16 protein-coding genes are annotated in these 20965 nt (G+C 44.4%); 2 read left to right on the top strand and 14 right to left on the bottom strand.

Annotated features, from left to right (window positions below):
• Nucleotides 1-36 precede the first annotated feature (36 nt).
• Nucleotides 37-1656, top strand: a complete 1620-nt coding sequence (locus KIT51_10430; GenBank protein UYN85310.1) for an ATP-binding cassette domain-containing protein — start codon at nucleotides 37-39, stop codon at nucleotides 1654-1656.
• Nucleotide 1657: 1 nt separating this feature from the next.
• Here KIT51_10430 and KIT51_10425 read toward each other — a convergent pair whose 3' ends face one another.
• The 11 genes from KIT51_10425 to KIT51_10375 all read right to left on the bottom strand — a co-directional run bounded on the left by KIT51_10425 (nucleotide 1658) and on the right by KIT51_10375 (nucleotide 17613).
• Nucleotides 1658-4459: an SUMF1/EgtB/PvdO family nonheme iron enzyme gene (locus KIT51_10425; GenBank protein ID UYN85309.1), complete on the bottom strand. Its 2802-nt coding sequence runs from the start codon at nucleotides 4457-4459 to the stop codon at nucleotides 1658-1660.
• Nucleotides 4456-5559 (bottom strand): galactose mutarotase, encoded by a 1104-nt coding sequence (locus KIT51_10420; protein UYN88557.1) that lies wholly within the window; start codon nucleotides 5557-5559, stop codon nucleotides 4456-4458. The genes KIT51_10425 and KIT51_10420 overlap by 4 nt, the downstream gene beginning before the upstream one ends.
• A gap of 17 nt (nucleotides 5560-5576) precedes the next feature.
• Nucleotides 5577-7532 carry a glycoside hydrolase family 127 protein gene (locus KIT51_10415; protein ID UYN85308.1) on the bottom strand — a complete coding sequence of 652 codons (1956 nt, stop codon included), beginning with the start codon at nucleotides 7530-7532 and terminating at the stop codon, nucleotides 5577-5579.
• A 90-nt stretch (nucleotides 7533-7622) separates the two neighbouring features.
• Nucleotides 7623-8807, bottom strand: a complete 1185-nt coding sequence (locus KIT51_10410) for a tetratricopeptide repeat protein (GenBank protein ID UYN85307.1) — start codon at nucleotides 8805-8807, stop codon at nucleotides 7623-7625.
• 25 nt (nucleotides 8808-8832) lie between these two features.
• Nucleotides 8833-11253: a DNA gyrase subunit A gene (gene gyrA / locus KIT51_10405; GenBank protein ID UYN88556.1), complete on the bottom strand. Its 2421-nt coding sequence runs from the start codon at nucleotides 11251-11253 to the stop codon at nucleotides 8833-8835.
• 228 nt (nucleotides 11254-11481) lie between these two features.
• The gene (locus tag KIT51_10400; protein UYN85306.1) at nucleotides 11482-12465 is read right to left on the bottom strand and encodes a hypothetical protein; all 984 of its coding nucleotides are present in this window, start codon (nucleotides 12463-12465) and stop codon (nucleotides 11482-11484) included.
• 138 nt (nucleotides 12466-12603) lie between these two features.
• Nucleotides 12604-13986, bottom strand: coding sequence for a hypothetical protein (locus KIT51_10395; protein ID UYN85305.1), 1383 nt, complete (start codon nucleotides 13984-13986; stop codon nucleotides 12604-12606).
• A gap of 12 nt (nucleotides 13987-13998) precedes the next feature.
• Entirely contained in the window at nucleotides 13999-14571 is a 573-nt protein-coding gene (locus KIT51_10390; protein UYN85304.1) for a penicillin-binding protein activator LpoB, read from the bottom strand.
• A gap of 51 nt (nucleotides 14572-14622) precedes the next feature.
• Nucleotides 14623-15279: a ribulose-phosphate 3-epimerase gene (locus KIT51_10385; GenBank protein ID UYN85303.1), complete on the bottom strand. Its 657-nt coding sequence runs from the start codon at nucleotides 15277-15279 to the stop codon at nucleotides 14623-14625.
• A gap of 44 nt (nucleotides 15280-15323) precedes the next feature.
• Nucleotides 15324-16943, bottom strand: a complete 1620-nt coding sequence (locus KIT51_10380; GenBank protein ID UYN85302.1) for a S8 family serine peptidase — start codon at nucleotides 16941-16943, stop codon at nucleotides 15324-15326.
• Nucleotides 16936-17613 carry a hypothetical protein gene (locus tag KIT51_10375; GenBank protein UYN85301.1) on the bottom strand — a complete coding sequence of 226 codons (678 nt, stop codon included), beginning with the start codon at nucleotides 17611-17613 and terminating at the stop codon, nucleotides 16936-16938. The genes KIT51_10380 and KIT51_10375 overlap by 8 nt, the downstream gene beginning before the upstream one ends.
• A gap of 93 nt (nucleotides 17614-17706) precedes the next feature.
• Between KIT51_10375 and KIT51_10370 the strand changes: the two genes are divergently transcribed.
• Nucleotides 17707-18300 (top strand): hypothetical protein, encoded by a 594-nt coding sequence (locus tag KIT51_10370; GenBank protein ID UYN85300.1) that lies wholly within the window; start codon nucleotides 17707-17709, stop codon nucleotides 18298-18300.
• Here the strand turns inward: KIT51_10370 and KIT51_10365 are convergent.
• The 3 genes from KIT51_10365 to KIT51_10355 form a co-directional block, all read right to left on the bottom strand.
• Nucleotides 18297-18983, bottom strand: coding sequence for a response regulator transcription factor (locus KIT51_10365; GenBank protein UYN85299.1), 687 nt, complete (start codon nucleotides 18981-18983; stop codon nucleotides 18297-18299). The two genes, KIT51_10370 and KIT51_10365, sit on opposite strands and share 4 nt — an antisense overlap.
• Nucleotides 18984-19075: 92 nt before the next feature.
• The gene (locus KIT51_10360; protein ID UYN85298.1) at nucleotides 19076-20071 is read right to left on the bottom strand and encodes a glycosyl transferase; all 996 of its coding nucleotides are present in this window, start codon (nucleotides 20069-20071) and stop codon (nucleotides 19076-19078) included.
• Entirely contained in the window at nucleotides 20068-20922 is an 855-nt protein-coding gene (locus KIT51_10355; protein ID UYN85297.1) for a UDP-2,3-diacylglucosamine diphosphatase, read from the bottom strand. Before KIT51_10355 ends, KIT51_10360 begins: the two co-directional genes overlap by 4 nt.
• Nucleotides 20923-20965 lie beyond the last annotated feature (43 nt).

Genomic DNA, 20965 nt, shown 5'->3' with positions numbered 1-20965 from the left:
GCGCAATACTTATATTCGCGCCTTATTTAAAAACCCATGCTGGCCGTAAACAAATTATCACTACAATTCGGTAAACGTGTTCTATTTGATGAAGTAAGCCTTCGCTTCACCCAAGGCAATTGTTACGGTGTAATTGGCGCCAATGGTGCCGGTAAATCCACTTTTCTGAAAATACTGTCGGGTGACATCGACCCTACCCGCGGAAATGTGAGCATGGAGCCAGGCAAGCGTATGGCTGTATTAAAGCAGAATCACTACGAGTTTGATGAAATATCGGTTTTGGATACTGTAATGATGGGCTACGCAAAGCTTTGGAGCATCATGCAGGAAAAAGATGCCCTATACGCCAAACCCGACTTTTCTGAGGCTGATGGCATGCGCGCCTCCGACCTGGAAGCTGAGTTTGCTGAGCTGAATGGATGGAATGCTCAATCGGATGCGGCTGCCCTGCTGAGTGGTTTAGGCATTAAAGAAGAAGATCATTTCAAGCTTGTAAAAGAACTGGATGGTTCCGGAAAAGTTCGTGTGCTTCTCGCGCAGGCGCTGTATGGAAACCCTGATATTTTAATTCTCGATGAGCCTACTAACGATCTGGACATTAATACGATAACGTGGCTGGAAGACTTCTTACTTGAATTTGAGAATACCGTTATTGTGGTTTCCCACGATCGCCACTTTCTTGATACCGTATGCACCCACATTGTTGATATCGACTTTCAGGCAATACGCTTGTATACGGGCAACTATTCCTTCTGGTATCAATCCAGCCAGTTGGCCCTCTCCCAGCGTTCGGCTGCTAACAAAAAAGCTGAAGAAAAGCGTAAGGAATTGCAGGAGTTTATAGCCCGCTTCAGTGCCAACGCTTCCAAATCGCGCCAAGCCACCAGCAGACGCAAATTGCTGGAAAAGATTAACGTGGATGAAATTCAGGCCTCTACCCGCAGGTATCCAGCCATTATCTTTAAACAAAACCGGGAAGCCGGTGATCAGATACTGCATGCCGTTGGCCTCGGATATTCCAATAACGACTCGCCCCTGTTCACCAACCTTGATTTTTACGTGAACAAAGGTGATAAAATTGCTTTCCTGAGCAAAGACAGCCTGGCAATCACTTCACTGTTTCAGATTTTAATGGGTGAGCTCAAAGCCACTGCCGGTACGTTTAAGTTCGGGCAAACCATTACCACGGCCTATCTTCCATCGAACAACGAGAACTATTTCCAATCCGATGATAACCTGATCGACTGGTTGCGCCAATATGCTGAAGAAGAAAACCGTGACGAGATCTACATCCGCGGCTTTTTAGGTAAGATGCTTTTTTCAGGTGAGGAAGTTTTTAAAAAATGCACCGTGCTTTCTGGTGGCGAGAAAGTGCGCTGCATGATTTCACGCATGATGCTCACCGGTGCAAATGTGCTGATATTGGATGAACCCACCAATCACCTCGACCTGGAATCTATCACGGCTTTCAACAATGCCTTAAAAGACTTTCCGGGTACTGTGCTGTTCACCTCGCACGATCATGAGTTTACACAAACTGTAGCGAATCGCATCATTGAACTTACTCCCAACGGCTGCATTGATAAGCTGATGACGTATGATGAGTATATTTCAAGCGAGAAAGTGGCTGAACAAAAGGAAGCGTTATACGTGTAGGTCAGTCTTTTATACAACGGAACCCAACCGTAGCGTTACGTTCAAAACCTTCACTTACGCGCAACAATGCCTGCCGGTAATGCAATTCACGTGGGCCGCCCTGCACATACCACCAGCTTGACGATGGTTTGAAATAGCTTCCCCCCTTCATGATGATGTACCGGTAACTTCCGCTTTCGTAGATGTCGTTGGTGAGTTGCCAAACACATCCTGATAAGTCAAGCAAACCATACGGATTGGCTCCGCGCGGATACTTGCCAACAGCATATAATTTCCCATCACCCAAGTTGGCATTACGCGGGTTGATACCTTCAATTGCCGATACCGTAAGTGTTTCGGTAACATATTGCGTTGTGCGCTTTACCGGTTTGGTTTGTTTCCAGGGCCACTCGTTGCCCTTTTCTGTTTGCGCTGCGTATTGCCACTCCAATTCAGTAGGTAGTCGCTTACCGGCCCATTTAGCATATGCCTGACCATCTTCGTAGGAAACGTAAACGACCGGGAAGTTTTCTTCGCCTGGACGAATGTTTCCTTTTATCCAGTGCTTTAAGAAGTTGGCAGTATCAGCAGGACGATAACCAGTAGCTTGAAGAAACTGCCTGAATTGTAAATTGGTTACCGGAGTGCGGTCCATCCAGAAAGATTTCATGCTGTATTCCCCCTCTCCTTCTTCCGGGTACGGAATAAAAGCATCTCCTTGCATGGATTTGAAAATAAATTTTCCTGCCGGAATACGCACCATACCTATTGGTGCTTTGCTGACAACTGATGAAGATGCAGTAACCTGAGACTTTGATATTAGTCGCGGTGTGCCTGGCTTGATATCGATAATTCGCTCATCGGCTAATTCATCGCCATCAAAAAGTTGTATCACCACCTTACCTTCATACCGCCCGATAAGGTCTGGAAGAAATAGTTCATGTTGCTCGCGGGCCAGCGTGTGGTAATCTTTGCCATAAGCCGGGCTACCCGCCCACAACCGTATTTCAGTTCCTTTACCGGCTTCTATGCTAAGGTAATTATTGCGATAAGATACACGCAGCAATTGGGGTAATTTTGCAACACAACCAACCGCGCCTTCATTATTCGTTCCCAGTTCATAACTGTTAAAAGCTTCAAGCTTTACTTGTGCATGCAACCTATTATTTACAGCTACCGGAATAATTTCTTCATGGTGCCACAGGTCAACGTAGTGATACCCAGCTTCCTGATCAATTTCAAATAAAGCACCTTTATAACCTTCGGGCTTCAGGCTAAAAATGGTGTAGATGGTTTTCTTCGGCCTGAATACCGTGTAGATACTGATGTCGCGGGCTGGCCATGCGTTAACCCAAATACTATCGCGAAGGGTTGGCACTAAAGGGGTCCAGTCAAATGAAGTAAAGGCTGAATTATTCTCGCGCAAGATGCGCGTAGTACGCCCCAGGAACCTGTACTGCTCTTCTTCCCACTCCGGATGACCAGGTGCAAATTGATTGATCTCCGTTCCGTAACCGTTGAAGAAAGCGAGTGCGTACTCCCGTTTTATTCTTTCCTTAAACACTTCGGCTACCCGAAAGATGGAGAAGTCGGGGCGGATAAATTTATTGAGGTTGAGCATTGGAGGGTAGTACAACGCATTGTGCACGCGACCACTGATGATGCCCGGCATATCCTTCGGCACCGCCATGCCTTCGCTGTACATAATCACGCCCGGCTTCACGGCATCAGCAGCTTCCTGCAACTCCCTGCTCGACTCGCCTTTGGTATCAAGCACAACACCATCCGCAGAAGTTTCCTTTATAAGATCGGCCAATCCTAGCAAGTGCCCTTCCGATCGGGTGCTTTCATCCCATGGATTGTACGCGATGAAAAACTTTGTACCATGCGCCCGAAGTGAATCAGCTAACACACGAAGTTTGCCCAGTCCACCCGGCAGATCGCGGTACAGATCAAACTGGTTACGTTGGTCCAAACCCAAGGTGGGCCATGTGGGCCACAGGCAAATAACATCGTCACCACCGTACCATTGCTGACCGCGCTTTTGAAATTGCTGCCAGTTAAATTGTCCGGTTTTGTAGTCATAGTAGTCTTTGTCCCACGCCATCATCAAATGCATGACATAAGTTTTTTTTATCCACTGTAAATCAGTCCGTTTATAAAGATCATCGTTAAACTCACTTAAATCGTACAAGTAGCGTTTTTGAAATACCTCACGAAGTCCCTCCTGCCATTCGCCCCTGTACAAATCGGCATAAATCAAATACGACACCGAGCCTACACCCGGTAGCAAAATGGTTTCGAATCGTTTTCGGTTGGCCTTAACAAATGAGTCCGGATCACGCCTGGCTAATCCAACTAGCCGGTATTCAGCATCAAGTTTCGATGCTGAATACCCAAGGTTCCAGGCATTATCGGGCACGATAACGTTTACGGGATTCCGGTTGGGTAAGAACAAATGCGTTCGCGATAATGGATGTTTGCCCAGTCCGGTAATAACAGCTTCTTTGTCGAGCTCACCAAAAGGAACAACATTGGTAAGGGTAAGCGTGTCTTTGGTTGGATTAGTGAATGTAATCCGAAAAGAAAGACCTTGATCTGAATACTGAAAATCGGAGCTATTTACTTCCAACAAACCTTTACCTTCTGAATGATGCAGAATGTCGTTAACCCTAAATGTGACTAACGGAAGTTTTACCAACCATGATCGTGAACCTGATTTGATTATCGTAACCCTTCCCTCCTGCGCAACCAAATCATCAAGGGGTTGAGCAATAACCACTCGTATGATCAGCACCAACAGGAATGAGCATGTAACTCTCATCGAATTAAAAATTCAAAGCGGCTTGTCTGGCGATAAATTTCGCCCGGTTGTAAAATCGTATTTGGAAAGTGTGGTTGATTGGGCGAATCCGGAAAATGCTGTGGCTCCAGACATAATCCGGCATGCTTAACATAAACGTGCCCGTTCTTTCCGGTAATAGTGCCATCGAGAAAATTGCCTGAATAGAATTGCAGACCGGGTTCTGATGTATACAGACGCATCTCTCTCCCGCTCAAAGGGTCGTAGAGTTTAGCTGCGGGACGCGACAACCCGGTTTCTTCTGCTTCCAGCAATACAAAGTTATGATCATAACCACCGCGTACTTGCCCCATATCCCGACCAATGCTCCTTGCTTTGAGAAAATCGAAAGCCGTACCAAATACTTCCATGAATTTTCCTGTTGGAAGAAGGTAATCATCCACTTCCGTTATCCGTTCTGTGAAAAGCTGCAGTTCATGGTCCAGAATGGTGGAACTTTTTCCGGCTGACAAGTTAAAGTACGCATGGCTGGTTAAATTGACCGGTGTTGCCTTGTCGGTTGTTGCCGTATAATCAAGCGTAAGAGAATTTTTACTTCCTAATGTGAACACAACTTCTACGTGAAGATTGCCGGGAAACCCCTCTTCCCCATCGGGGCTATCATACATCATGCGCAAAGAACTATCGGATTCAATCTTCACATCCCATATCACTTTGTCGAAACCTTTGTTTCCACCATGCAACGTGTTGCCATTATTATTAGCCTGAAGTTTGTACTGTTGTCCATCAAGGCTAAACGCAGCGCTGCTAATACGGTTGGCATAGCGCCCGATCAATGCGCCAAAGTACGGATTGTTTTCACCTAGATAACCTTCAAGTGTTGGAAAGCCAAGTACAATATTTTCAAAGTTACCGTTTCGATCAGGTACTAAAATTTCTGTAATGGTTCCGCCATAGTTTAGTACGCTAACCTTCATACCTGCCTTATTCCTGATCGAATACTGTTTAATAGTTGTTGTGTCAATCATACCAAAATCGGTAAAGGTTATCCCAATATCTGTATTCTTCTGCTTACTGCAGGCTGATGCAATCCACATCAAAAATATAATGTAAACTCGCATCGATAGTTCCATATCCATTAATTCTCCGGGTTAATTCTAACTTCCTTGACTTTCTTAGGAAGCCATACCTGCATTTCATTGGCGCCACGATTATTCCAAGCATAGTAAGGAATAGCAGTTATGGTTTTGGGATAATGCAATACATCGGCTGGGGATGATCCACCCTTCAATGCCTGGGCTTCGAATGTAATAACAACTACACCACCCAGCAGATCCGGCTTAAACTCGGACGTATAATGGGTATTGTCTGGAACAATGAAATCCCAAGCCGCCCCGTTATTATCAACACCTTCGACACAGTACATCAATGGCCCTCGCTGTAGTGCTACACGATCAGTGTTTTGCTTTACTTGTTCGTGAGCTACAACCTCCTGTACTTCCATCGGAAAATCCCACTCCACTACATCCCCCTTTTTCCAGGTGCGCTTAATTACAGCATATCCATATATGATTTCAGGAGAAATAACTTTATCGTTTAACCGGAACGTAATCGTTGTGTTTTTATTTTCCTTGAAGCTGTAGAGGTCACCCGGAACAGGTTTGCTTTGCGCCCAACCTGGTATTCGAACATGAAGATCAAACGAGCCTTGCTTATCCGGGTTCACCGTGAGTTTTCCTTTTCCATCCCAAGGATAATTTGTATCCAGTTCAATTGAAACGGATTGTTTTCCTACAGCAAGTTTTGCTTTGTTTGCAATAAACAGGTTGATCCACAGACCCGTTGTAGAAGTGGCGTATATATAATCACCAACTGACGCGGTTAATCGGGCAATGTTAGATGGGCAACACGCAGTGCCAAACCATTCCTTTCGCGTATGCGTACCAAACGATGCCAACGGGTTACCATAAAAGAACCGGTCACCGGTTAAGGACAATCCGGATAGTGAACCGTTATATAAACTCCGCTCGAGCACATCAATAAATTTACTGTCACCGTTTAACCGGTTCATGCGCTGGTTCCAGAATACCATGCCTACGGAAGCACACGTTTCACAATAAGCATTCATATTTGGCAAATCATAGTCGATTGAAAAACCCTCATTGCGACCTGATGATCCGATGCCACCGGTGATGTACAGATTTCTGAAGACAACATCTTCCCATACTGCCCGCATAGCCTCAGCATATTGTTTATGACGTAAGGCAACTGCGACATCTGCCGCACCCGTGTATTGATACATGGCACGAACGGCATGACCAGTAATTTCGGTCTGCTCATGTACAGGCTTTAAATCCTGCCAGTAATCGGGCGTAATCCAATTCGTGCCATAAGGATAATGCCCTTTGCCGCGTTGCTGCAGGTACCACTCACTTAGCTTCAGGTATCGATCATTTCTGGTAACATTATAGAGTTTGACCAATGCCAGCTCAATTTCCTGATGTCCACTGAACCAGGGTTTGTTGCCCAGCCGAAAGGTGGAGTCAATATGATTGGCGAACCGTATGGCAGTTTGAAGCAGTTTGTCCTTTCCGGTTGCATGGTAATAAGCAACGGCAGCTTCGATCAAATGTCCTGCATTATAGTCCTCGTGCTTTTCAATGTCGGTCCAGCGTTGCGAAAGATCACCGAGCTGGTAATAGGTGTTCAAATACCCATCCTGAAGCTGGGACTTGCTGATTACATCAATCCAGCGATCAGCTGTTTCTTCAAGTTTCTTATCCGGAAAATTGTTAAGTGAATAGGCAATCGCTTCAAGGGCTTTATAAACATCACTGTCATCATAATAAATCCCTTCATGTCTCTCGCCTGTTTTATTCACAATCTTCTCAAAATTTCGAATCCGTGGAGTTTTAATTTCCGTTTGTGCAATGCAGGCATTCAAGGTTTTGGTGGCAATGGTTTGCAGCCGGGGTTTCCAGAAATTATCGGTGATGGTCAGCGATGAGAAACTTACACCTTGAAGGGACTCTTGCGCATACACGGATTTGGTCAGGCCAATAGTCGTTAGAATGACAAGTAATAGTTTGCGCATCCGATTTTATGTTTGACCTAAATTCAAAAGAAAAAGCCGGAATGAAAAATTCACTCCGGCTTTTAATTTAATTACTTTAAAGAATACGAATTATTCTATACCCAGCTCTTTTAAACGCTTTTCAACTCGTGCTGCTTTAGCATCTTCACCAAGGTAGTAGTAGATAATACTTAATTTATCTAAAACATCGGTATCGGAAGGATTCAGCTTCTCGGCTTTTTCCCAATAGGGTAACGCTTCCTTATAGCGCCTTACAAGTTCTGCGTCCAATTCAACTTTTTTCTTCTTATCAGCAGCAGAAATTCCAAGGTTATTCATTTCACGTTTGATCTTATCGGCTTCGATCAGGTAAAGTTGTGCCAGGTAATACTGTGCATCAAAATAGGTTGGGTCAACTTTTAGAGCAGCTTCAAAATTTTTCTTGGCATCATCAAACTTATCAAGCTTTGAATTAACATAGCCCAGATAGAAATGCAAGGTTTTATTGGTTGGATCATTCTTTACAGCCTGCTCAAGCCCCCCTTTAGCCTCTTGGGTCTTATCAAGGTCAATCAGGTACCCTATTTCCATCAATGGAAAGTCTTTATGGTTAGGGTGTTTCTTTCGGGCTTCACGGGTTAATGCCAAAGCTTTTTCCTTATCTTCTTTCACCCCTCCAACTATATTGATAATTATGGAATAGGCATCAGCAGATTTACCTCCAAGGGTATTGTATTCGTTGAAATTTGACAACGCTTTGTCGTATTCTTCCAAAGCATAAGCAACATAACCAGCGTAGAAATAAGCGGTAGTGTCTTTGGGAAGAAACTTCTGAGACTTTTCAAACGCTTTCAGGGCTGCTTCATAATCATCATCCTGATAGGCCTTGGCACCTTCGTTAATGTAATAGCCACCTAAAGCGCTTATGGCAGTTGATTTGGTTACGGGAAAGAAAGAATTATCCTGGTAAAACAGTTCGTTTTTTGAGTTTTTGTTCAGTTCATCAGACTTTGCAAAAGCATCAAGGGATTCCTGAAGTGCGTTCCCGGAAAGGGCCTTAAACGTTTTGTTTGATGTCGTGTCCAACGATGCGTAGATCAAGCCTTTGTAAAACCAGGTTTTGGCATCTAAAGATAACTTAGGATCAGTTGCACAAACATCGATCATGTCCTTGGCATCCTTAAGTTTACCTTCTTTCCAGGAGGTCAATGCTTTATTTAAATTAGGCTTTAAGGGCTTCTGTGCATACATCGCCAATGGCAAGGCGATCAATAGAAGAATAACTACTTTTTTCATTTTTGTTTTAGGTTATAATCGTGGTTTAGTTCTCGTCAGGCTCTTCAGCCATTTTTTGTATTTTCTCTACGGATGAAATCCTGTCTTCATCGTTCAATTTTATAAGCCTAACCCCTTGTGTGGCCCTGCCCATTACACGAAGTTCGCTTACTTTTATGCGAATGGTAATTCCGGAACGGTTAATAATCATCAGGTCGTCTTCATCAACAACTTCCTTGATTGCAACAAGCTTGCCAGTTTTATCCGTGATGTTTATGGTTTTAACGCCTTTTCCACCTCGTTTGGTAACCCTGTAATCATCTATCGAAGAACGTTTTCCATACCCTTTTTCCGAAACGACCAGCAAATTAGCATCTTCCCGGGTAATGCAAACCATGCCGATAACTTTATCGTTATTGGAATCCAGCGTGACGCCCCTTACACCGGCAGCGGTGCGTCCCATTGGGCGCACGTCCTCTTCGCTAAAGTGTACGGCCTTACCTTCTGATTTGGCTATAATGATGTGATTCTTACCGTTTGTTAATGAGGCTGTTAAAAGCTTATCGCCTTCGTGAATGGTAATGGCATTTATTCCGCCTTGCCGCGGCCTCGAGTAAGCTTCAAGCGAGGTTTTTTTAATGGTACCTTTTTCGGTACACAGAATAACAAAGTTGTTGTTGAGATAATCCTGATCTTCCAGACTGGTAATGTTAATTACCGATTTAACCATATCACCCGGTTCGATGTTTATTAAGTTCTGGATAGCCCGGCCTTTTGATGTTTTATTCCCTTCCGGTATTTCATATGCCTTTTTCCAGTATACCTTGCCGCCTTCCGTAAAGATCAGCAAATAGTTATGGGCATGGGCGATGAACAAGTGCTCGGTAAAGTCATCTTCTTTGGTAGCTACCCCGCGTGAACCGGTACCACCCCTGCCTTGTGTACGGTATTCGGACAGGGAGGTGCGCTTGATGTAGCCCTGGTTGGAAATGGTAATTACCATCTCCTCGTTCGGGATCATGTCTTCGGGAAGAATGTCATCTTCTTCAGTATGAACGATTGACGTTCTGCGGTCATCACCATATCGCTCCTTTAATTCGGTAAGCTCGTCTTTGATGATCTGCATGCGCAAAGGCTCGCTCGAAAGGATTTCTTTCAGACGACCTATAAGGTCCATTACTTCTTTATACTCCTGCTGGATTTTGTCGCGCTCCAGGCCGGTTAATCGCTGCAAGCGCATCTCAAGGATTGCCTTCGACTGGATTTCGGATAGACCGAAACGTTTCATCAATTCGGTCTTGGCGGTATCCGGGTCTTTTGAGGCCCTTATTAAGGCAATAACTTCGTCCAGGTTGTCCAGGGCAATCAGGTATCCTTCCAGGATGTGGGCACGCTTTTCAGCTTCATTTAACTCAAATTGTGTACGCCTGATAACCACCTCGTGTCGGTGGTCAACAAAATGCTTGATCAGCTCTTTTAAGTTAAGCGTTTGCGGCCTGCCCTTTACAAGGGCTACATTATTAATTCCGAAGTTAGATTGTAACTGTGTGTATTTGAACAAATTATTCAGTACGATGTTGGCGATCGCATCCTTTTTCAAATCGTAAACGATGCGATAACCATCCCGGTCTGATTCATCACGGATATCGGATATGCCTTCGATTTTCTTTTCATTTACCAGGGCGGCTGTTTTTTCAATCATCAAAGCCTTATTAACCTGGTACGGAATTTCCGTGACCACGATTTGTTCCCTTCCATTGGCCTGGGTTACAATCTCAGCTTTCGATCGGATCACAACCCTTCCTCGTCCGGTGCGATAAGCTTCCCGAACGCCCCCAATACCATAAATGGTCCCTCCCGTAGGAAAGTCAGGGGCGGTGATCAATTTCATTAAGTCTTCAATGGTAATATCATTATTGTCGATGTAGGCCACGATGCCATCGGCTACTTCGCGTAAGTTATGAGGGGCCATATTGGTGGCCATGCCCACGGCAATACCAGAAGCACCGTTTACCAAAAGGTTAGGCAACTTACCGGGCAATACAGTAGGTTCGGTAAGGGAATCATCAAAGTTGGGCTGAAAGTCAACGGTATCTTTATTGATGTCCGCCAGAAGTTCCTCAGCAACCCTGCGCAGGCGTGCTTCGGTATAACGCATGGCTGCCGGGGCATCGCCATCAATGGATCCAAAGTTTCCCTGGCCATCTACTAAAGGGTACCGCATGGACCAATCCTGTGCCATGCGAACCATGGTATCGTAGACTGATCCATCGCCATGCGGGTGGTATTTACCAAGCACTTCCCCTACTATCCGGGCTGATTTTTTATATGGTTTGTTATAGTTTACACCCAGTTCAAGCATGCCATATAAAACCCTGCGATGTACCGGTTTTAAACCGTCACGTACATCGGGCAATGCCCTCGACACGATAACAGACATCGAATAATCGATGTATGCACCGCGCATTTCATCTTCAATATTTATGGGGATGATGTTCTGTCTGCCGGGAGGCAAACCACTGGTTTCTTCAGCCACGTTCAGGGTATTTGATTAGTTGTCAATATACTCTCAAAATCAGCACGTTAGAGGCTATTTTTTGAGCGGTGCAAGATAACAAAATGATCCTAAAAATGGGCTTTTTCGGACGGCTAAATTCATGCTTAAACAGGCATTTTTGTGAGCCGGCCTGTGGTGTTAATAAGGGTTCAGTTTCCGCTTGTTCTTGCCCTTATATTTGATCAGGTTCGGATAGTTTTCGCCATAATGGGGGTTCTGCTTTTTGTAAACAGGATGCACCCTGCTGCGATACTCCCTGTTACCATGGGCATGGTTTATTTGGGCGCGGCATTCTTTCAAAAAACATCTGCGTAGCTCGGGTATCCGATAAGATGCCCCCACATTAAAATAAAATGCATTTATTTTATGACGGATACTCGTGCCGGTTTCGGCAATGTTCAGGTTGTAGCCCTTAAACTCAAAGGATGGGCGTACAAAAAGTCGTAAATACTCCGACATTTCGCGTTCAATGGTCGCACCCAGGTTAAAAAACATGCCTTTATCGATAACGGCCTTATCGAATTTTTTTCCCAACGAATATCCGCCAATGTTAGCATCAACTGTAAGCAAATAGTTATCGTAGCGGTAAACTGATGCACCTAAAAGCAGAAAATATTTTTTTAGGAAGAAGGAAGAAAACTCAGGGCTATAAGGTCTTATATCCCCATCGAAATTCTGGGGCATAAAATCCCGTACACGGGTGTACTCAAAGGAGTACCCTCCCCCAACACGATAGCGCTGCCTGATTTCCACGTGGGCCGTAGTGCGTATAGGAATGGTAAATGACTTACTCTTAAACCCAAGCTTGGCTGTGTCGGAATTAACCAGGAAGTCGCCAGGATTAAATGTTAAGGAAGAATCAGCCACTGCATTAAACCAATTGCTCAATCCATTGGCCGGGGCTGCCGGATTAAATAAAAACGGATTATCGGTGGCCGGTTGATAGATGCCAAACCCATCCACATTATGTTTGAACACGGTGGAACTATACCCGGTACTTAATCCAAAATTTACTTTGCTCAACAGTTTCCTGAACAACCCGGCACCTTGCCGATCGACATAAAAATGATCCAGCGGAATACTTACATCCTTATCCTTCTGTGCAAGCAAATAACCTGGCATGCTCAGGAACAAACTAAAAAGGGATATGGCAATCTTGCGGTTCAGGTGATTATTCGCTTAAGGACATAAGGTTCATAAAACCCTCATTATCTGAAATTTAAACATCAAAAATAGCGAAATATCGGCAGCATCCTACTCTTAACGACCGCGAACTCTTGTTTCTAACGATGTAAAGGTATGAAATAGTGTTTGCCCTGCTTTTGCACGGTACGTAAAGGAGTGATCTTCTTCCGAACCGTTGGGAAGACGCATGGTAAACCGCGTTGTATTGGTTCCTTCTTCAAGCGGAACGCGGGTATACAAAATGCTATGGGGCAAGGTTTGCCAGTTACGGGTATCGGCTTTTTCTGTTATAGCGTTAACCATACCGATAAGGGCCCCAAAACCTTCATCTTCTTTTCGTGCACTATGTGCTGCGGCCTTTTTTAACGCCACCCGTATAAGCGCTTTGCTGAACTCAAGCCACATCCGTTCCTGCAACGATTTAAAAGCTATGCGGTTAATGTCTTCTGTGAGTTCCAACGGAAATACTGCATCGTCTTTAAAAATTACAGCTGAACTGTATAGCGGTGGTCGCTCGACATATCGAGGAAAAGCCACCCTGACTATTTCAAGGCTACTTAATGCCTTTCGATCATCATCATTGGCAACCGGGAATGTATACGACAGCCCGAGATGCTCATTAAAAAATACAAAAGCATCACCCGACCGCCTGATCATAAAATTAATACTCCACTCATCCTTAACCGGTCCCAATCCATTGTGCCAGAAAAAAATCAAATCAGCTGAACTTTTACTCACTGTAAAATCGTCCCAACCAAACTTATCCTTATAAAAAGAATATTCCTCTTTAAAGCCAGTATTCCATGCAGCCGTCAACAAGTCAGACTTTAACTGATCAGGAGGATAAACCCCAAACATTCTCATATAGTCCTCTTCATAAATCTCAAGTGCATTGCGGTACGCAATAAAAGCATTATTCCAGTCTTTGTTTGCCTGATAAATAATTCCCATCAAATTATGAATAAAAGCATCTCGTCTGTACCGTTCGGGCGAGTTGTACCGGTCTGACAACTGCATTAACCGAATGTTTAACCTGCGGCATTCCACTAACGCATCCTCATAACGTTCCATCTTTACAAAATTCAGGGCCTTGTAATAGAGCAGCATTAAATGTTCATGGTCTTCACCCTTGTAAATGGTAACGGTAGGATTAGTCAGGTAAGATGCCGCTTCGCGTGCATAATTTATGCGGTAGTCTTCACCAAAAATGTAAGCCTTTTCAAAGTAAGCATTGCTCTCTTCATACCGCCCCATTACTGAAAGCAAAAGACCATTGTTTACATGTGCAAGAAATTGGGCATGCTTGCGGTTATACAAGGAACTGGATCGAAGGGATTTTAGTGCTTGCTCGAGGTTACCTTGCTCGAACTGCCGGTTATATTCGTATGTGCCTTCGTAGAAGGAAGCACATGCTGAAAGCAGCATCAACATACTGATGACTGATAAACCCTTCAGCATACAAGGAGCAGATTAGTTTTTTACAAGCTTTTTAATTTCGTGTTGGCCATACCAAATACGTCTGTTGGTCTCCACATCGGTTAAATACAACGTAGTAATATAGTTCACCACACGCTTCTTGTTATAAACATCCGTTTCGGAATTCATTTCGCCAAATAGGATTACATCGGCCCCCAACTCCTTGCCCCAGCGTGCGGCTGTTGCCGGATCGGCAAAGTCCTGCTGTTCGGCACGCTCCTTCCTCACCTTATCACGAAACTCTCCGGATTCTACTAAATCAGCCATGCCTGAGTTATGGATAACGATTTCAAATTTGCTGATGTAATTTCCAGGCTCAATGTGCTCACTGGTGCGGTTACGGATGGAGCTGATCATGATTACCGGTTTTCGGCCCAAGGCATCGGTATATTTTCTAAAGGTATCTGACTTAAACAAATCATGTATCATTTGGTCGGCAACACGCCTTGAATCGGTATCATTCCATCGCCCACTTAAATCAATTTGTGTATCCGGATCAATCCGCGTTACTGATCTGGAACAGGAAAAGAAAATTAACACCGAAAATAGCAGAGCACACTTCTTCATGATGACTTCGAATTTGTTGCGTAAAAAATCAAAAACCTTGCCGGAAATGCTTTATGGTAGCTCCTTCAACTGGCTGATTACTGCCTGAGGTGCTGAAGAACTGAAAACAAAATTACCGGCCACCAAAACATCGGCACCTGCAGCTACTAACGCAGAAGCATTATGAAGGTTTACACCGCCATCAATTTCAATTTTAGCGGGTGAGCCGGTTGCATCAATAAGTGAGCGCAACTGCCTTACCTTATGGTAAGTATGTTCAATAAACTTTTGGCCGCCAAAACCAGGGTTTACGGCCATCACACAAACCAGATCAATATCTTTTATGATAAGCTCCAGTGAGGATATTGGTGTATGCGGGTTAAGGGCTACACCGGCCTGGCACCCAAGCGATTTAATTTGTTGGATGTTACGGTGCAAATGTGGGCACGCCTCAACGTGCACCGAAATAACTGCCGCCCCGGCTTTATAAAAAGTCTCAACATAGCGCTCTGGTTGAACGATCATCAGGTGAACATCCAGAGGCTTTTGGGCATGCCGCTTTACGGCTTCCACTACCGGAAGCCCCATGGAGATATTGGGAACAAAAACCCCATCCATGATGTCAACATGAATCCAATCCGCCTGGCTTTCATTGATCATTTTTATTTCGCGTTCAAGGTTGGCAAAGTCGGATGCCAGGATGGAAGGGGCAACTATGGGTTTGGGCATGAAGTCAAAAATTTCCCAAATATACAGATAGGCTGGATACCAACTCAGTACTTTACAATCCGCCAGGAGTAGCGGGCTTGCCGGTTGACAACCTGAAGAATATAAATACCGGCAGAGAGGGCGGATATATCGGCATTGAACTGAATGTTCGACCAACCGAATTCGACTTTTTGTTCAAATACGCGTTGCCCTTGGGTGGACATAATGGAAACAACAGTCGCATCAAAATCCTCAGGTTTTTTGGGCCGGATACTTAAAGAATTATTTACTACGGGATTCGGAAATACAGCAATCAACTCTTGCTGCCCGGCTAATTCGATATAATTGAGCGCAGCCAGATAGCCAGGCAAACCATGGCCAAGAAAATTGTCAGGATTTGTACCCATTGATGCGGATTCACGAATAACCCTAAGCAGCTCTTTATTCGTAAGCGTGGTTTTATGTTGCCATATACCGGCAGCCAGGGAAGTTACCAGGGGAGCTGAAAAGGATGTGCCCGATCCTGTAGTTATCGTGCCGTTTGCACGCACTACTGATGTTCCGGAACCCAAAGCCACCACATCGGGTTTTATGCGCTCATCGGCCGTGGGCCCTATTGAACTGGTGGGCGAACGAACCATAAAACTGTTAATGCTCCCCACGGCCAACACATCTTTTGCATCAGCTGGTGCTGTAATTATTCGCCACGATGCATCAAGCCCTTCATTGCCTGCGCTAACGACCACCAGCATACCTTTATCTGACGCGAATTGTGCAGCCCTGGTAACCACGGCTGTTTTACCATCCATCTCGCTTTTACTATAATCCATGGAGGGATCATCAAAGCCTATATTATAACCCAATGAAGAATTGATGATATCAACCCCTGCGCTATCGGCACGTTCGGCAGCAAACAGCCAATAGTACTCTTCTATCCTATACTCCGTTGGCACAACTTCCGTGACATAAAGCTGAAAATTTGCTTTATACGCACCCCCTACAAATGATCCGTCAGCATAACCAGCGATGACAGACCACACCCGCGTGCCATGATCATCATATAGAAACACGTTATTATTTCGTTGAATAAAATTATACGAAGCTGAGGCGTTGAAACGATTTTCTGAAAATATGTGCGCAAAAGGAGGTGTTTGATCGGCCCCAAGAAAACCACCATCAAATACGGCTATGGTAATGCCGTCTCCTCTGTATCCATCGGCATGCATGGCATCCATACCAAGCATGTAAAGTTGTGTGTCTGTGGAAGCTTGTTTTAAATATTCAGTATCGTTTTTTGATTTTTTTCTTCCTCCTGCAGAGGCGTGCGCACCCGGTGCTACGTATTCAACCGAACGTACCTGTGGCAAAGCTTCCATTACCGGAACAAGGGTCTCATCACATGAAACCAAAACCCCATTTAGCCACTTCGATTTATAGATTACAGATGCGCCTGTATTTTTTATATCCTGAATATAGACCGGATTTACCGGAAGGTCATTTTCTTCTATTGCAATTTGCTGTGTAACCCTTCGCTGGATTGCTTTTGCCGAAAGGTAAGTTGCCGGATTACTAATGCTATGGGGTGTGCCGGTCTTGTCCGTGAAGAAAACCATGTATTGATTTACCTGGGCAAATCCAACCGATGTGCTGAGAATAAAAATCCATAAAACGAAGCGCCTATCCATGCTCTTTCAACACTTGCTTCAAGTATTTTCCACTGTTTATCTGCCCGGTACAAGTACCACCGGAACAATTGTAACTCCAGACTTTGCTTTCCTTAAACACCAGCCCAAGGCCTGGGCTATACACTTCAATCCGTTCATCTTTAAATACCAAATTGCTTTCATTATTCTGGGTTACCACAGCCGCATGGGAAAAGGTAAGCCCATTGCCTGCAGCAAACACTTCACCTTTACTTTGTAATGTATATTCATCCACACTTAAACCATTAAACAAGTTTCCGTTCCACTTTGACCCGCGTTGTAGTGGAAAAATGAGCTTTACGTACGAAGTATTACCCTCCGTTGCAATAGCAAACTGACTGGTCCTTCGAACCGACCATGTTTCGTTGAAAACCCATGGATCTTCCTCATTCATTCTTGTACTGCGGTGCTGTATGTAAGTGACACCGCCTTCGGAGTTGGTAAAAGAATCGACAATCTCCACTTTCAGATCGTACGCAAGCGATTCCGGTGGATTAAATGCCGTATAGCGTATTTCTTCTACAGCATAAACCTGAAAAGAGCCCACTTGCAATGGAAAGTATTCCTCATCCCTGGCCCGAAGGTTTTCACCGTCATGGCAAGCGGCCATTAGTAATAACAATACAATGAAATATGTGATAAACCGTTTCAAGTGTCAGTTGTTTTTTAGTAATTCAGGACCTGGAATAAAACGTAACCAGTCCTGGAATCTTATTTAGTCTAACCCCAAAGATACCGATTTAGCATGGGCTTAAAAACAACGGTTAAAGTAGGCAGTATTACCAACCTGAGTGATGCACGGTATTGTGCCGGCATGGGCGTGGAACTGCTTGGTTTCAATGGCGTAGAAGGAAAACCGGACTACATTAATCCAATTCAATTTCAGGAACTGCGCGGGTGGTTTGTGGGGCCGAAGGTGGTTCTTGAAATTTATGGTATCGATAATCCTGAAGAATACCATACTTTGCTTGAGAACTATCAGCCCGATATGATCGAACTATCCTGTCATGAGTTGCTGAAGCTCAGGCCAAAAGATATTCCACTCGTTTTGGCGTTGCAGGCAGAGCAGTATTACGACCAACCTGCTGTGCTGCGCGACTTTAAATCTGTTATTAAAATTCTTCAGGTACCGGCCAGTACTGATAAAAGTATAATCAGGGAGATTTCCAGTCATTTTATGGTATTACTTGACGTTGAAACTGGGGTTGAGCCTGATGTTGAGTTTATTAGAAATACGCCCCGAGTTGGTATTTCGCTGAAAGGTTCTGCAGAAGAGAAGGCTGGTTACAAAAGTTACGATACCCTGTCAGCAGTTTTAGACAGGCTTGACCAGGATTAAACCCGGAAGCTGTATTGCCCCTCATCGTTTCGATGGATATACCCCTTGCCCAGCTTTTGCTCCAGGCTATCGATATAAAGATCAAGCGATGATTCTGAAAGGAACAATTCAGAGCCCCACAAAAACTGGAGCAGTGAACTTTTATTTACAACTTTCCCATGATTTTGAGCCAAAAAGAAAAGCACTTCAAATTCCGGTTTATTCAAAGCAACATCCTGCTCACCCACCTGCACCAGGAATTTCTTTCGTTTTAGAACAATTTTACCTACGGCAAGCTCGGCTTCGCCTTTACGGATAACATAATCCTTTTTAAGTACCGCAGCGATTTTATGCGTAAGTGAACGCAGCCCCATAATTTTTTCGATGTAGTCATCGGCTCCGGTATCCAGGGCGGCTTGCTGATAGTAAGGTTCTGATTTAGCGGTAAGGAAAAAAATGTAGGTATCCTCAAACTGCTTCATCTTTCTAAGTTCACGACAAAGCTCAATACCGTTAGGGTGCGGCATCATTAAATCAAGTACAATTAAATCGGGCGAAAAGGATTTTGCTGCCTTAATGGCCTTGGAGCTTTCTTCCAGCACTTTTACTTTATACCCCTCCTTCCACAAATTATACTTCAACAACTCAAGAATATCCCGGTCATCATCCACCACCAATACCCGCAACGGTTTCTTTTCCGACATAGCAACAGTGTTTCGGAAAAGTATGGCACAAACGTTAACAGGAGTTTACAATCGCATTACCGCAGAATTAAATATTTTAATTCAGCCTCTGGCTAAAACGAGTAACCGCCAAGCCGAAGGGCATGTTCAATAGCTTCCTGGGTGGAGTCGGGGTAATTGATTTCGATTTTTTGTTTTGATTCAATCCACTCTACGATTTTCGGAAGTCGCTTCTTTTTGATGTTCTTAAGCACGGGAACACCCAAATCGCGAAGTGCTTCGGCATTGTAGTGTTGTTCGTACTGCTTCTTCATGGGTACCACCATTAGTTTCTTACCTAAGAACAAGGCTTCAGCAGGGGTTTCAAATCCGGCACCACACAAAATACCTTTGGATGAAACCATACTGGCTACAAATTCTTCATTATTCACCGGGTAAACAGAAAGCTGCCCTATATGGTAAGGTTTATGCGCATGCTTTGAAAAAATGTGCCAACGAACGTTGGGCACACGCGCCAGCAACGGCACAAGCTTCCGGTCGTCATAAGCAGGAAGATAAACCGTATAATGTTCACCCTTTTTTATGTTGGCCTGCCGGATAGAAGACCGGATAACTGGTGTGTAGATGGCTTTATCGAAGCGGGCAAAATGAAAACCTACCGAAGCATCGGCCGGGGCATAATTGTTCAAAATCCATTCCCCTACCGGATCAAAATGTTTGGGTTGTGGCACTTTATTGGAAAGCAAAGCCGATTGGTGACTGAGGGCAACGCAGGGGATTTTCTTTTTTCGGGCAGCCCAAGCCGATATTGGCTCGAAATCATTTATAACCAGGTCATACTTTTCAGCCGGAAATTTTTTGATCTCGCGGTAAACTTCCTTCGAACTGTTTTGCTTGAACGTTTTAAGGAAATCGATACCACCTGATTTGCCAAAGAAAAAACTCAGGCCTTTTGATTTATACTTCACCGGAAATGGCAGTTTGATATCGGCCTGTGCGCCACTTAAAAAAATATCAAGATCCCCATATTCCTTTAAAATGGGTACGACATCCAACGCGCGGGCTACATGGCCGTTGCCGGTTCCTTGTATGGCATATAATATTTTCACTTTTTGGCGAGCAGGAATTCGTTTACCAAGTCTCGGAAAATTTCGTCATTATCCAATTTACTTCTCAGGCGTTTAGGCAATTTCATGGCTTTGGCGTGTGCATCATTTTTGTAGCGGTAAACACTCCAGCTTGTGCCGTCATACTCCAAAGCTGTAAGATTTTCAATCCAGTCGCCCGAATTTAAATACATAACTTCACCTTTATCGGTTTCAATTTTCCTGATTTCCGGTTGATGGATGTGGCCACAAACAACATAGTCGTAGCCGTTTGAAATGGCTATGTCGGCTGCTGTCTTCTCAAAATCGTTGATAAACTTTACTGCGGTTTTAACACTGTCTTTCACCCGTTTCGATAACGATATTTTTTGACGACCAAAGCGGGTCAGGCACCAGTTTACAAACGTGTTGATAAGGATTAAGGTATCATACCCCACTGCACCGAGTTTGGCCAGCCATTTTGAATATTTCATGGTAACATCAAATACATCGCCATGGAAAATCCAGGCGCGCTTACCATTTAGCTTCAGTACCACCTTGTTCTCAATCTGGAATGATCCCAACTTAAAACCGGCAAATTTGCGCAGCATCTCATCATGGTTGCCGGTCAGGTAAATGATTTTAGTGCCTTTGGTGAGCAACCCGGTAATGTGCTTTATCACCTGCATGTGAGCTTTGGGCCAGTAGTGCTTGCTGAACTGCCACATATCAATAATGTCGCCATTAAGAATGAGCTTTTTTGGCTTGATGGTTTTGAGGTAGCGGAGAAGCTCTTCGGCATGGCAACCGTAAGTGCCCAGGTGGATGTCGGATAAAACTACAATGTCGAGCTCGCGCTTCTTTCTTTTACTCATGCAGCGGATATAAAGAAACCTGGAGACTAAAGGCCTCCAGGTA

Source organism: Cyclobacteriaceae bacterium, from assembly GCA_025808415.1.
Taxonomy (GTDB): domain Bacteria; phylum Bacteroidota; class Bacteroidia; order Cytophagales; family Cyclobacteriaceae; genus UBA2336.
Note: the sequence above shows the minus strand (reverse complement) of the source record. Positions and strands in the feature narration are given on the sequence as shown.